This window comes from Duganella rhizosphaerae, assembly GCF_040364205.1.
Classification (GTDB): Bacteria; Pseudomonadota; Gammaproteobacteria; order Burkholderiales; family Burkholderiaceae_D; genus Rugamonas; species Rugamonas rhizosphaerae.
Window position 1 is genome coordinate 1 of the sequence record NZ_BPWK01000012.1, and the last position, 14,902, is coordinate 14,902.

Consider the following 14,902-nt stretch of genomic DNA (forward strand, 5'->3'; position numbering starts at 1 on the left):
GTTGGCGCCTTGTCGAGCTCGCAAGTTGCCGGCCTCAGCACCGCCGCCCCGCCTGCCGCCGACGCCCCGGACGCCGCCGCCCTGAAAACCGCCCAGGCCGGCGCCGACGCGGCCGCCGCCGCCGATTTCAAGTCTGCCCTGACCAAGGCCGGCTCGAGCGTTCAAACCGCCGCCGACGCGGCCGCCGCAGCCGCCGCCAGGGCCGCCAGCGCCGCCGGCACCACGGCCGCCGCCACCACCGTTGCCGCCGTGGCCGTGAGCGCCGCCCCGGCCAAGCCCGTCACGGCCGACAGCAAACCCGTGAGCGCCATCCCCGACGGCCCGGTCATCGACACCCTGTCCGACACCACCGACGCCGCGCCGGCCGAAGCGGCCGAACCGGCCGCTCCGATCAAGGTCGGCCCCGGCATGGAACATCCGGACAATGTGGCGCGCGCCACGCCGCGCCAGTCCGATCCGCTGCAAGCCGTCTTCAACGGCAAAACCGCGCAGCCGACCGAAGCGGCGCCGGTGCTGAAGGAAGCCGCCCCGGCCATCACCATCGCGCCGAGCGCGCAGTCGGCGCTGGAAGCGGCCAAGACCGCCGTCGCCGCCGTGCCGACGGACAAGCTCAGCAGCCGTGTCGGCACCCAGGCCTGGGACCAGCAACTGGGGCAGAAGATCATCTTCATGGCCGCCGGCGGCGAGCAAAGCGCCACCATGGAATTGAATCCGCCCGACCTCGGCCCGCTGCAGGTGGTGCTGAGCATCAACAAGGACCAGGCCACCGCCGCCTTCAGCTCGGCCCAGCCGGAAGTACGCCAGGCGCTGGAAGCGGCCATGCCCAAGCTGCGCGAAATGATGAGCGAAGCCGGCATCCAGCTGGGCAACGCCACCGTCTCGGCCGGCATGTCCAACCAGAACAACGGTTTTAACCAGCAGGCCAGCTCGGCGCAGAACGGCGGCCAGGGCGGCGGCAACCGCTCCGGCGCCAGCTTAGTCAGCGACGGCGGCGGCGCCATCGAGGCGGCGCGCAGCGCCCCGCCGGCGCGCCGCGTGCCGGCCGGCGCGGTCGATACCTTCGCCTGATCCCGCAGCGGCCGCGACGACAACCGGGATCGGCCACCCTGCCTCCCGGTTTTGTTGTTTGTTTCACTACGGAAACCTCAAGCAGCACCCGGATCGCCCTTCTTTTCGACGTATGCTATGCCGCAGTCCCAACCGATAATGACATAATGGCGTCATGATCCACTTCCGCACCGTGCAAGGGCAATTTTGAAAGCGAACCCAAAAATGAAAGCCGATCAGAAAGTTGAAGCTGCGCCTGCGGGTGGCGGCAGCAAAAAACTGATCATCATCATCCTGGCCGTGGTCCTGGTATTGGGCGCGGCCGGCGGCGGTGCGGCCTGGTTCTTCTTGCATGGCAAGGCCGACGCCGGCGAGGAAGAAGCGCCGGTCAAGAAGGGCAAGAACGCCAAGAAGGTCAAGGCCGGTCCGCCGGAATACGTGCCGGTCGAGCCGTTCACGGTCAACCTGCAGCCGGGCGACAGCGGCGCCGACCAGTACCTGCAGATCGCCTTCACGCTGGAAGTGGGCGGGCTGGAAGAGAAGGAAAACGTCAAGAACAATATGGCCAAGGTGCGCAGCCGCATGCTGTTGCTGCTGTCGAGCAAGCGCGCCATGGACATCAATACGCCGGAAGGCAAGGTCCAGCTGGCCAAGGAAATCATCACCCAGCTCAAGGAACCCTTCGAAGACCGCGGCGCGCCGCAGGACATCGAAGATGTGCTGTTCACCTCGTTCATCATTCAGTAAGTAGATCGTCATGGCTGATAATTTTCTCTCCCAGGAAGAAGTCGATGCCCTTCTGAAGGGTGTCAACGGCGACCAGGACGACGTCCAGGCGCAGGAAGATGTCGCGGGAGTACGAACGTATAACCTGGCCACCCAGGAACGTATCGTCCGTGGGCGCATGCCGACGCTGGAGATTATCAACGAGCGCTTCGCCCGCCTGTTGCGGGTCGGCCTGTTCAACTTCCTGCGCCGCAGCGCCGAGGTGTCGGTCGGTTCGGTGCGGGTCTCCAAGTATTCCGAGTTCATCCGCAACCTGGTGGTGCCGACCAACCTCAACCTGGTGCACATGAAGCCGCTGCGCGGCACCGCGCTGATGGTGTTCGATCCGGGCCTGGTGTTCCTGCTGGTGGACAATCTCTTCGGCGGCGACGGCCGCTTCCACACCCGCGTCGAGGGCCGCGACTTCACCCAGACCGAGCAGCGCATCATCCTGCGCATCCTCGACATCGTGTTCGAGGCCTACACCAAGTCGTGGGAACCGGTGTATCCGGTCGAGTTCGAATACATCCGCTCGGAAATGAACACCCAGTTCGCCAACATCGCCACCCCGAACGAGGTGGTGGTGGCGTCCACCTTCACCGTGGAGCTGGGCTCGGTCTCCGGCCAGATCCACTTCTGCATGCCGTACTCGATGATCGAGCCGATCCGCGATTCGCTGACCTCCAGCCTGCAGGGCGAGGCACTGGAAGTGGACAAGCGCTGGATCCGCCTGATGACGCAGCAGATCCAGATCGCCGAGGTGGAAATCGTCGCCTCGCTGGGCACGGCCAAGGTCAATTTCGACGAGATCCTCAATATGCGCGTGGGCGACATCATCCCGCTGACCATCCCGGAATTGCTGTCGGCCACGGTCGACGGCGTGCCGGTCATGGATTGCAGCTACGGCGTGATGAACGGACAATACGCGCTCAAGGTGGAGAAATTGCTCGCCAATGCCGATAACATCAAATAACACCGGCGCAACCGCTGCCGGTGACCGTAATACAGGAGAGAAGCATGTCGGATAATCAAGACGATACGATGGACGACGATCCGTGGGGCGCGGCCATTGCCGAGCAAGCCCAGGCGGAAGCGGCCGCGTTGGAAAAACAGCAGTCGCAGGCGGCCAGCGCCGCCGTGTTCACGGATTTTTCCAGCACGCCGAGCAAGACCGAAACCCATAACGATATCGACTTCATCCTCGATATCCCGGTGCAGCTGACGGTCGAACTGGGCCGCACCAAGATCGCCATCAAGAACCTGCTGCAACTGGCGCAGGGCTCGGTGGTCGAGCTGGACGGCCTGGCCGGCGAGCCGATGGACGTGCTGGTCAACGGCTGCCTGATCGCCCAGGGCGAGGTGGTGGTGGTGAACGACAAGTTCGGTATCCGCCTGACCGACATCATCACGCCGTCCGAACGTATCCGAAAACTGAATAAATGACACAGCGACTGACCTCAGCTTTGATCCTCGCGGCGGCCTTGGCCGCCGCGCCTGCAATGGCCCAGCGCAGCGTGTCGGGCACCATCGGCGGCCAGCATGCGGCCAGCGCCACGGCTGCTGCGCCGGCGGCGGCCGAAGCGCCTGCAACCGCCACCACGCCAGCGGCGGCCGCCAGCGTCCCTGCCGAAGCGCCGGTCGCTGCGGCTGCCACGCCCGCCCCGGCAGCCACGGCGGCCCCCGCCGGCCCGCTGGCGATGACCATCCCCACCCCGCAACCGGCGGCCGCCTCGGCCGGCGGCGGCTTGCTGCAAACCACCTTCGCGCTGATCTTCGTGCTGGCCCTGCTGATCGGCGCGGCCTGGTTGCTGAAGCGCTTCGGCCCCAAGAACTTCGGCGGCGGCAACAGCAACGTCAAGCTGGTCGGCGCGCTCAGCGTCGGCGCGCGCGAGCGCATCCTGGTGGTGGAAGTGGGCGAACAATGGATCGTGGTCGGCGCCTCGCCGGGCCGCATGAACGCGCTGGCCACCATGCCGCGCCAGGAAAGCAGCGAGCCGGCCGCCAGCGCCGCGCTGCCGACCGCCAACTTCGCCGTATGGTTCAAACAAACGATCGACAAGCGCAATGGCAAATAAGCAGGCCCGCTTCACCCAGGCTACGGCCGTCAGATCCCTGGTGATGCTGGCCGCGCTGGCGCTGCCGCTCGCGGCCGGCGCCGACTCCAGCATCGGCATCCCGGCCTTCAACGCCGCGCCGGCGCCGGGCGGCGGCACCAGCTACACGCTGCCGATCCAGACCATGCTGCTGATGACGGCGCTGACCTTCATCCCGGCGGCGCTGTTGTTGATGACCAGCTTCACCCGCATCATCATCGTGCTGTCGCTGCTGCGCCAGGCGCTGGGCACGCAGTCGGCGCCGCCCAACCAGGTGATGGTCGGGCTGGCGCTGTTCCTGACCCTGTTCGTCATGGGCCCCACCTTCGACAAGATCTACACCGAAGCCTACCTGCCGCTGCAGGAAAACAAGATCAACATGAGCGCGGCCATGGACAAGGGCGCCGCACCATTAAAAACTTTCATGATGAAGCAAACCCGGCAGGCCGACCTGGCCTTGTTCGTCAAATTGTCGCGCAGCCCTGCGCTGCAAGGGCCGGAAGACGTGCCGCTGCGCATCCTGGTGCCGGCTTTCGTCACCAGCGAGCTGAAAACCGCGTTCCAGATCGGCTTCGCCATCTTTATTCCATTTCTGATTATCGACATGGTGGTCGCCTCTGTACTTATGTCGATGGGAATGATGATGATGTCGCCGGCGGTGATCTCGCTGCCGTTCAAGCTGATGCTGTTCGTGCTGGTGGACGGATGGCAACTGCTGCTCGGTTCGCTGGCCCAGAGTTTTTACTAGGAGCGCGCGATGACACCCGAAAGCGTGATGACGATGGGCCGCCACGCCATGGAAGTGACCTTGATGATCGCCGCCCCCATGCTGCTGGTGGCGCTGATCATCGGCCTGGTGGTCAGCATCTTCCAGGCCGCCACCCAGATCAACGAGGCGACGCTGTCCTTCATCCCCAAGCTGGTCGGCATCTTCGTGGCGCTGGTGGTGGCCGGGCCGTGGATGCTGGCGGTCATGCTCGACTACATGCGCGAAGTGTTCGGCGGCATTCCCGGCCTGGTCGGCTAGACATTTTGCCAAGATGTAACAATTTACGATCCAATAAGAAGTTGGCATAAAATAAGAAAGTTGATGCCCGGTGGAAATAAATAGGGAAAACGCCTCATGATTTCGTTCTCCACTGCCGATATCAATCTGTGGATCGCCGGTTTGCTGTGGCCGTTGACGCGCATCCTGGGCTTGCTGGCGGCGTCTCCGCTGTTCGGCAACTCCAGCGTGCCGGCCACGGTCAAGGTCAGCCTGGGGGTGCTGCTGGCCATGGTGGTGGCGCCGGCCGTGCCGCTGCTGCCCGGGGCGGACCCGATGTCGCTGGCCGGGCTGCTGATCCTGGCGCAGGAAATGCTGATCGGGCTGGCGATGGGCTTCAGTATCCGCATCGTGTTTGCCGCGGTGGAGATGGCGGGAGAAATCTCCAGTTTGACCATGGGCCTGGGGTTCGCGACGTTTTTCGACCCCAACACCCAGGGCCGCTCGTCGGCGATCAGCCAGTTCCTGGCGCTGGTGGCGACCATGACGTTTTTGGCGGTGAACGCCCACCTGGTGCTGCTGTCGGTGCTGGTGGAAAGTTTTTACACGCTGCCGGTGTCGGCCTCGCCGGTCTACGGCGGCGGCTTCAAGCAGCTGGCCGACTGGGGCGGCAAGATTTTCAGCACCGGCGTGCAGCTGTCGCTGCCCATCGTTGCGGCTTTACTGATTACCAACGTTGCGCTGGGCATCCTGACGCGCGCGGCGCCGCAGCTGAATTTGTTTGGCATCGGGTTTCCGATTACTTTAGGTGTAGGTTTATTGGTCATCGCCATGACACTCCCGTACCTGGCGACGCCCGTGCAAAACCTGTTTTTGGAAGGCGTGGAACGCGCGCGGCTGATGCCGCGCACCTGGTCGCAGCGCCCCGACGCGGTCCAGCCGGCAAACTTGCCGGTTCGACCTCCGGGGCCGCGCCCATAGCGAAATTCAATAGCCAACCAGTGTTTTTTGGTTTCCATGAAGCAATTACCGGCGTATCATGGAAGCTCCCCGGGAGAACAATGCAATGACTTCGATCGTTACGAATTTCACAACCGACCAGATCGTCAGCCTCACGGTTGCGCAGATCGGCCTGTTCACGACCGAAGACATGCAGGCGCTCAACTCCGACCAGCTCGGCGTCATGAGCTCGGCCCAGGTGCGCGCCATCACCACCGAGCAACTGAACTACCTGACCACCGACGCCCTGCCCGGCCTGACCACCGACAACGTGCCGCTGCTGACCCAGCTGCAGGTGGCCGCGCTCAACACCGACCTGATCACCGCCCTCAGCACCGACCAGCTGGTCGCCCTGAGCAGCCGCGAAATGCAGGCGCTCACCAGCGGCCAGCTCAACGTGCTGAACTCGGACCAGATCGCCGCGCTGGAGACGGTGGACCTGCGCGCGCTGTCGACCGCCCAGCTGAGCGCGCTGGGCTCCGACCAGGCCGCCAGCCTGACCACCGCCCAGCTCGGCTCGTTGACCAATCTGCAACTGCGCGCCGTCAGCACCAGCGCCGTGCAGGCCATCGCCACCGACCATATCCAGACGCTGGCCACCGCCCAGCTGGCGCAGTTGACCACCAGCCAGCTCAACGCGCTGACCGTGGACCAGCTGGCCGCCGTCACCACCGACCAGGTCGCCGCGCTGAGCTCGCTGCAACTGAGCGCCTTGTCGACCGCCGCGCTGATCAACCTCAGCAGCGACCAGATCGCCGCGCTGGAAACCCGCGACCTGATCTGGCTGACCAGCGCCCAGGTCGGCGCGCTGACCGCGCTGCAGCTGGCCGGCCTGAACACCGACCAGATGCACGCGCTGCGCAGCAATGAAATCGCGGCGCTGACCAGCGACCAGCTGCCGCTGCTGAGCACCGACCAGATCAACGCGTTGAGCTCGCTGGCCGCCTTCGGTTCCGCCCAGATCGGCGCGCTGACCACCGACCAGCTCACTTCGCTGGCCACCCGCACCGTCGCCCTGCTCGACAGCGCGCAGCTGGCGGCGCTGACGCTCGACCAGGTGCAAGCCCTGAACAGCGACCAGATCATCGCGCTGTCGACCGCCCAGGTGGCGGCGCTGACCAGCTACGCGCTCAGCGCGCTGACCACCGGCCAGATGCTGGCGCTCGAGACGCGCGACATCCGCGCCCTGAGCTCGGCCCAGATCCGCGTGCTCAGCAGCGACCAGCTGGTGGCGCTCAACAGCGACCAGATCGGCGCCCTCAGCACCGCCGACGAGGCCGCCCTGCTGCCCGAGCAGCTGGCCGCGCTGACCACCGACCAGATCAACGCGCTGCGCACCATCGCGCCGCTGGGCACGCTGCAAATCCAGGCGCTGACCACCGACCAGGTGGCGGCGCTGCAAAGCCGCGCCATCGTCAGCCTCAGCAGCGTGCAGCTGGCGGCGCTGACGCTCGACCAGGTGCAGGCGCTGACCAGCGACCAGATCATCGAGCTGACGGCGGCCCAGTACAGCGCCATGAGCAGCGATATGCTCAACGAGCTCACCAGCACCCAGATCGGCCAGATCGAAACGCGCGACATCGCCGCGCTGCGCTCGGCGCAGATCGCCCGCCTGTCGACCGACCAGCTGGTGGTGCTCAACAGCGACCAGTTCGCCGCGCTGACCAGCAGCGCCATCGGCGCCCTCAGCACCGACCAGATCAGCGTGCTGACCACCGACCAGCTGAACGCGCTGTCGACGCTGGCGGGCCTGTCGAGCCGCCAGATCAGCTCCTTCACCACCGCGCAGCTGAGCTCCTTGTCCACCCACAACCTGGCGACCTTGGCCACCGGCCAGCTGCGGGTGCTGAACTCGGACCAGATCCAGTCCCTGACCACCGACCAGATCGTCGCGCTGAGCGCCGCCCAGTTCCGCGGCCTGAGCTCGGTGGCCATCGCCGCCCTCAGCACCGACCAGATCGGCGCCATCGAAACCCGCGACATCGCCGGCCTCGACAGCCAGCAAGTCAACAAGCTGGGCACCGCCCAGATCGTCGCGCTCAACACCGACCAGATCGTCGCGCTGAACGCGGCCGACACCGCGGCGCTGACCAGCGACCAGTTGCAGGCCCTGAGCAGCGCCCAGATCGACGCGCTGCGCTTCCTGACGGCGCTGACCACGCGCCAGATCCGCGCGCTGACCACCGCCCAGATCGGCGCCATCACGCTGCCCGACCTGACCAGCCTGACCACCGGCCAGTTCACCGCCTTCACCAGCGACCAGCTGCAGGCGCTGACCACCGACCAGATCATCGCGCTCAACTCGGCCCAGCTGGTGGCGCTGAGCACCGGCGCCATGAGCGCGCTGTCGACCGACGCCATCGCCGCCATCGAAACGCGCGACATCCGCGCGCTGCGCACCGCCCAGATCGCCCAGCTGAGCACCAACCAGGTGGTGGCGCTGACCACCGACCAGCTGGCCGCGTTCACCACCGGCGAAATCCGCGCGCTGACCTCGGACCAGTTGTCGGTGCTGAGCAGCGCGCAGATCGCCGCGCTGTCGACGCTGGGCCCGCTGGTCACCAAGCAGATCGCCGGCCTCACCACCGACCAGATCGCGCAGCTGTCGACCGCCGACTTCGCCAGCCTGCTGACCAACCAGCTGGCCGCCTTCAACAGCGTCCAGGCCGCCGCGATCAGCAGCGACCAGGTGCTGGCGATGTCGACCGCGCAAGTGCGCGCGCTGAGCACGGACGCCATCGCCGCGCTCGGCACGGACCGCATCGCCGCGCTGCGCAACGCCGACCTGGTCTCGATGAGCACGCGCCAGATCGCGGCCCTGAGCACCGACCAGCTGGCGGCGCTGAGCACGCAACAACTGCGGGCGCTGAACACCGGCGAAATCGCCGCCCTGACCCTGGCCCAGATCGCCGGCCTGAGCAGCGGGCAGATCGACGCCCTGGCCACGCTCAGCGCGTTGACCACGCGCCAGCTGGCCGCCTTCAGCACCGACCAGCTGTCGACGCTGAACCTGGCCGACCTGCGCGCGCTCAGTTCCAAACAGATCCATGCGCTCAACACCGACCAGCTGCTGTCGCTCACCAGCGACCAGATCGCCGGCATGCTGCCGGCCCAGCTGCGCGGCATCGCCGCCGCCGACATGGCGGCGCTGTCGACCGCGCAGATCGCCGCGCTCACCAACGCCGAGCTGGCCTCGCTGACCACCGCGCAACTGGTCAACCTGACCACCGACCAGATCATCGCGCTGAGCACGCAGCAGATCACCGGCCTGACCACGCAGGAAATCGCCGCCCTCAGTTCCGACCAGAAAGCCGCGCTCACCAGCGACCAGTTGGGCGCGCTCACATCGCTGGCCAGCTTCTCGACCGCCGCCATCGCCGCCCTCACGACCGCCCAGATCGCCTCGCTGCCGCTGGCCATCCTGGCCGGCCTGAGCACGCGCCAGATCGCCTCGCTGACCACCGACCAGATCATGGCGCTGACCACCGATGAGATCGTCGCGCTGAGCACCGCCCAGTGGCGCGCGTTCAGCAGCGCCCAGCTCGGCGCGCTGAGCACCGACCAGGTGCCGGCCATCGAACTGGTCGACCTGCAGGCGCTGTCGACCCGCCAGGTCACCGCGCTGACCACCGCCCAGCTGAGCGTGCTGACGCCGGGCCAGTTCGGCGCGCTGAGCACGCGCGACATCGCCAGCCTGACCACCCAGCAGATCGCCGCCCTGTCGACCGACCAGGTGGCCAGCTTCGCCACGCTGGCGCCGCTGACGAGCACGCAGATCGCCGCCCTCACCACGCTGCAGATCGCCAGCCTGGCGCTGGCCAAGATCGCCACGCTGAAAACCGGCCAGATCGCCGGCCTGACCAGCCTGCAAGTGGGCGCGCTCACCACCGACGAGATCGTCGCGTTGAGCACGGCCCAGGTGCGCAGCCTGAACGCCGCCACGCTGGCCGCGCTGTCGACCGACCAGATCGCCGCGATCGAGGTGGTCGACGTGGCCGCGCTGGGCACCGGCCAGATCACCGCGCTGTCGAGCAACCAGCTGGCGGCGCTGACGGCCGGCCAGTTCGCCGCGCTCAGCACCCGCACCCTGTCCAGCCTGACCTCGGCCCAGATCGCCAGCCTGCTGCTGGCCCAGATCGACAGCCTGGCCTCGCTGGCGCCGCTGACCACCGGCCAGCTGCAGGCGCTCACCAGCGCCCAGCTGGCCAGCCTGGGCCTGGGCCAGATCACCACGCTGACCACCCGCCAGCTCAACGCGCTGGCCAGCGCCCAGCTGCAGGCGCTCACCACCGACCAGATCGTTGCGCTGGACACCAAGCAAATCCGCGGCCTGGGCTCGGCCAGCCTGAACGCGCTCACCACCGACCAGGTCGTCGCCATCGAGCTGGCCGACATCGCCGCGCTGCGCACCGACCAGGTGGCGGCGCTGGCCACCCGCCAGATCGCCGCGCTGACCTTGGCCCAGCTGGGCGCCTTCACCTCGCAGGAAATCGCCGCGCTGACCACCCGCCAGCTGGGCGTGCTCACCACCGACCAGTTCGCCGCGCTGGGCAGCCTGGCCGGCCTCGGCACGCGCCAGATCAGCGGCCTGTCGAGCGACCAGATCATCGCGCTGACGCCGGGCCAGGTGGCCGCCCTCAAGACGGCCCAGATCGCCGCGTTCAACACCGCCCAGATCCGCTACCTGACCAGCGACCAGATCCCCGCGCTCACCACCGGCCAGGTGCGTTCGCTGTCGAGCGCCGTCATCGCCGCGCTGACCACCGACCAGATCCAGGCGCTGAGCGGCCCCGACCTGGCGGCGCTGAACACGCTGCAGATGACGGCGCTCACCAGCGACCAGCTGGCCGCGCTGACCCTGCCCCAGTACGGCAGCCTGGTCAATGGTGAAATCGCCGCCCTGAGCACCCGCCAGCTGGGCTTCCTGAACAGCGACCAGATCGCCGCGCTCAGCAGCCTGGCCGCGCTGACCACCTTGCAGGTCGGCGCCCTCAACTCCGACCAGATCGGCACGCTGAGCGCGCCGCGCTTCGCCACGCTGAGCACGCGCCAGCTGGCGGCGCTGAGCAGCCGCCAGGCGATCGGCCTGAACAGCGACCAGATCATCGCCCTCTCGACCGGCCAGATCCGCGCGCTCACCACCGGCCTGCTGGCCGCGCTCAACACCGACCAGATCGACGCCATCGAGGCGCTGGACTTCGCCGCCCTGAACACCACCCAGCTGCGCGCGCTGACCACCGACCAGATGCAGGCGCTCACCACCGACCAGCTGCACGCGCTCAGCCAGGCCAGCATCGCCGCCTTCTCGCAGGCCCAGCTGTCGGTGCTGAGCAACGCCCAGGCCGGCGCGCTGGGCAACCTGGCCGACTATTCGACCTTGCAGATCGCCGCCATGTCGACCACCCGCATCGCCAACCTGTCGCTGCTCGACATCGACCTGCTGAGCACGCGCCAGATCGGCGCCCTGTCCTCGCTGCAGGTGTCGGTGCTCAACAGCGACCAGATCATCGAACTGAACGCCGCCCAGGTGGCCGCCATCAGCGTGGCCGCGCTGGCCGGCATGAGCACCGACCAGATCGCCGCGATCGAAGCGGGCGACCTCGGCTTGCTGAAGACGGCCCAGCTGCAGGCGCTCAGCAGCGACCAGCTGCAGGCGCTCACCAGCGACCAGGTCGGCGCGCTGACGACGCGCGAAGTGGCCGCGCTGAAGGCCAGCCAGATCGCGCTGCTGACCACCGGCCAGCTGGTCAGCCTGAACGGCATCGGCGGCATGAGCACGGCGCAGATCCGCGCCTTGACGTCCGACCAGCTGAGCGCCTTGCTGCCGGCCCAGATCGCCGCGCTGCGCACCGGCCAGATCGCCGCCCTGAGCAATACCCAGGTCGTCAACCTGACCACCGACCAGATCGTCGCGCTGACCAGCGCCGACATGCTGGCGCTGGCCACGCGCAGCCTGGCCGCGCTGACCACCGACCAGGTGGCCGCGATCGAGCTGGTCGACCTCGCCGCGCTGCGCTCGGCGCAATTGCTGGCGCTCACCACCGACCAGATCGCCGCCATCACCACCGGCCAGATCGGCTCGCTGGCCAGCGGCGCCATCGCCGCGCTGACGGCCAACCAGGTGCGCGCGCTCACCACCGACCAGATCGTCAACCTGACGGAGGCGCAGTTCCGCGCGCTGTCGACGATGGCCATCGCCGCCCTCAGCACCGACCAGTTCGTCGCGATCGAGCTGGCCGACCTGGCCGTGTTGCGCAGCGGGCAGATCCGCGCGCTGACCTCCAACGAGCTGGTCAGCATGACCACCAGCCAGCTGACCAGCCTGAGCACCGCGCAGGTCGCCGCCCTCAGCACCACCCAGCTCAGCTTCCTGACGCCGGACCAGTTCTTGCTGCTCGGCGGCCTCGGCTCGCTCAACACCACCCAGGTCGCCACCCTGTCCACCGACCGCATCCAGGCGCTCAGCGACGACCAGCTCGGCGCGCTGAGCACCAAGCAGATGGCGGCGCTGAGCAGCGCCCAGGTCGGCGCATTCACCACCCACCAGATCGCGCAGCTGTCGCTGGCCCAGTGGCGCGCGCTGGGCACCTCGGCGCTGCGCGGCCTGTACAGCGACCAGATCGCCGCCATCGAGGCCGATGACCTGTCCGGCCTGAAGACCAGCCAGATCGCCTCGCTGAGCACCTTGCAGATTTCGCAGCTCAGCGTCGGCCAGTTCGGCGTGCTGACCACGGCCGAAGTGGCGGCGCTGACCGCGCCCCAGGCCAAGGCCCTGACCACCGACCAGCTCAACGGCCTGGCCACGCTGGCCGGCCTGAGCACCTTGCAGATCAGCTCGCTGACCACCGACCAGCTGGTCTCGCTCAACGGCGACCACATGCTGACCTTGCGCAGCGCCCAGATCGCCGCGCTGACCAAGAACCAGCTGCAGGCGATCACCACCGACCAGCTGGTCGGCCTGAGCACCGGGCAAGTGCGCGCGCTGAGCCTGACCGCGCTGGCCGGCCTGAGCACCGACCAGATCCAGGCGATCGAAGGGGAAGACATCGCCGCCCTCAGCAGCATGCAACTGAACGCGCTGACCAAGGCCCAGTTCTCATCGCTGACGCCGGCCCAGGTCGCCAGCCTGGCGACGCAGCAGATCGCCTCGCTGAGCGCGGTCGACATCGCGGCGCTGAGCACCCAGCAGCTCAACATGCTCAGCACCCTGGGCGTGCTCAACGCCAGCCAGGTGGCGGCGCTCACGACCGATCAGCTGGGCAGCATCGACGTCGACCACTTCGCCACGCTGCGTTCGGCGCAGATCGCCGCGCTGTCGGCCAAGCAGATGGCGCTGCTGTCGTCCGACCAGCTGGGCGCGCTGAGCACCCAGCAGGCGCGCGGCCTGAACCTGACCAACCTGGGCACCGACCAGATCGCCGCGCTGAACATCGACGCGGTCGCCGCGCTGAGCACGGCGCAGCTGGTCACGCTCAAAACCAACCAGATCGGCGCGCTCACCGGCGCCCAGTTCGCCGCGCTGTCGACCCGCTCGCTGGCCTCGCTGGCGGTGACGCAGATCCGCGGCCTGAGCACCGACCAGCTGGCCGCGCTCGGTTCGCTGAGCCCGTTCACCTCGACCCAGATCGCCGGCTTCACCTCCGACCAGATCGTCGGCCTGTCGATCGACATGGTCAACAGCCTGCGCACCGCCCAGATCGCCGCGTTCGGCGTGACCCAGTCGCTGGGCCTGACCACGGCGCAGATCTCCTCGCTCGATCCGTCGCTGGTGGCGGCGCTGTCGGTGGCCGCGCTGAACGCGCTCAACGCCGACCAGGTCCATTCCTTCGACGGCAACGACATCGTCGCGCTGAAGACCGCGCAGCTGTCCAACCTGTCGGCGACCACCATCGCCAACTTCAGCGCGGTGCAGGTGGCCGCCTTCACCACCGCGCAGATGCGTTCGCTCAAGGCGACCCAGATCAAGGCGCTGACGCTGGAGCAGATCGCCGCCCTGACTGTGGCGGACATCTCGGTGATGGCCGCGACCCAGGTGTGCGCGCTGAGCGCCGACCAGCATGCGGCGCTGACGGCCGACCAGCTGGCGGTGCTGCCGCTGGGCAGTCCGCTGATCCTCGACCTGAACCGCAACGGCATCGGCACGCTGGGCATGGAGGCCGGCGTCAAGTTCGACCTGTACGCCGACGGCGAACGGCTCAACACCGGCTGGGTCGGCCAGGGCGACGGCTTGCTCGCGCTGGACCGCAACCACGACGGCCAGATCAACGACGGCAGCGAGTTGTTCGGCACCGCCACCAACAGCAGCGGCGGCGGCAAGGCCAAGGACGGCTTCGCCGCGCTGGCCGACATGGACAGCAACCACGACGGCGTGGTCGACGCCAGGGACGCCCAGTTCGGCGACTTGCGGGTGTGGGTCGACGCCAACGCGGACGGCGTCAGCCAGGGCGACGAACTGAAGACGCTGGCGACGCTGGGCATCGCCAGCCTGACGGTGGCCGCCACCAAGGTGAGCGAGCTGGACAACAACAACTGGATCGGTCTGCGTTCCAGCTACACCAGCACCGACGGCACGGTCAGCCAGATGGCCGACGTCTGGTTCCTGGCCAGCAGGGCGGCGCAGACCAGCGCGCTGACGCAGGCGATCAACCACTACGGCCAGCAGGCCGGCGCCGCGGACGGCGGCAACAGCGCCGGCGGCCAGCTGACGCCGGCGAGCGCGCCCGGCCTGGCCGGCCAAGTCGCCGCGCTGGCCGAGCAGCTGAAGCACTACGACGCCGCCACCACCGTCCTGAGCGGCAGCGCCACGGCCGGCGAGCAAGACTGGTTCCGCAAGCAAAGCACCGCCACCGGCATGCTGGCGGCAAAATAAGCCCGGTAAGCCCGGGGTCAGATCTGACATTCGGACACGGACTCAACACTAGCAAACGCTACGGTTGAGCTTGTGTCCGAATGTCAGATCTGACCCCGGCCGTAAAAAAGCCCCATCGGCACTGAGCGCGATCTTGAGCGCGTT

9 protein-coding genes are annotated in these 14,902 nt (G+C 67.6%); all 9 read left to right on the forward strand.

Annotation, left to right across the window (positions count from 1 at the left end; genetic code table 11):
- Positions 1–1,068 (forward strand): flagellar hook-length control protein FliK (locus tag RUGAMON1_RS22625; protein WP_445232662.1); only part of this gene is annotated, 1,068 nt, incomplete at its 5' end.
- Positions 1,069–1,272: 204 nt separating this feature from the next.
- Positions 1,273–1,794 (forward strand): flagellar basal body-associated protein FliL, encoded by a 522-nt coding sequence (gene fliL / locus RUGAMON1_RS22630; protein WP_445232663.1) that lies wholly within the window; start codon positions 1,273–1,275, stop codon positions 1,792–1,794.
- Between the two features lie 10 nt (positions 1,795–1,804).
- Positions 1,805–2,785, forward strand: coding sequence for a flagellar motor switch protein FliM (gene fliM, locus RUGAMON1_RS22635; protein WP_008451348.1), 981 nt, complete (start codon positions 1,805–1,807; stop codon positions 2,783–2,785).
- 44 nt (positions 2,786–2,829) lie between these two features.
- Entirely contained in the window at positions 2,830–3,255 is a 426-nt protein-coding gene (gene fliN / locus RUGAMON1_RS22640; RefSeq protein ID WP_026334169.1) for a flagellar motor switch protein FliN, read from the forward strand.
- Complete coding sequence (gene fliO / locus RUGAMON1_RS22645) at positions 3,252–3,887, forward strand: flagellar biosynthetic protein FliO (RefSeq protein WP_445232664.1); 636 nt, start codon at positions 3,252–3,254, stop codon at positions 3,885–3,887. Before fliN ends, fliO begins: the two co-directional genes overlap by 4 nt.
- Positions 3,877–4,653: a flagellar type III secretion system pore protein FliP gene (gene fliP, locus RUGAMON1_RS22650; protein ID WP_445232665.1), complete on the forward strand. Its 777-nt coding sequence runs from the start codon at positions 3,877–3,879 to the stop codon at positions 4,651–4,653. Before fliO ends, fliP begins: the two co-directional genes overlap by 11 nt.
- A gap of 9 nt (positions 4,654–4,662) precedes the next feature.
- Positions 4,663–4,932 carry a flagellar biosynthesis protein FliQ gene (fliQ, locus tag RUGAMON1_RS22655; RefSeq protein ID WP_116990396.1) on the forward strand — a complete coding sequence of 90 codons (270 nt, stop codon included), beginning with the start codon at positions 4,663–4,665 and terminating at the stop codon, positions 4,930–4,932.
- 96 nt (positions 4,933–5,028) lie between these two features.
- Complete coding sequence (fliR, locus tag RUGAMON1_RS22660) at positions 5,029–5,871, forward strand: flagellar biosynthetic protein FliR (protein ID WP_445232666.1); 843 nt, start codon at positions 5,029–5,031, stop codon at positions 5,869–5,871.
- An 85-nt stretch (positions 5,872–5,956) separates the two neighbouring features.
- Positions 5,957–14,758: an SPM autocatalytic domain-containing protein gene (locus RUGAMON1_RS22665; protein WP_445232667.1), complete on the forward strand. Its 8,802-nt coding sequence runs from the start codon at positions 5,957–5,959 to the stop codon at positions 14,756–14,758.
- The last annotated feature ends 144 nt before the right edge of the window (positions 14,759–14,902 follow it).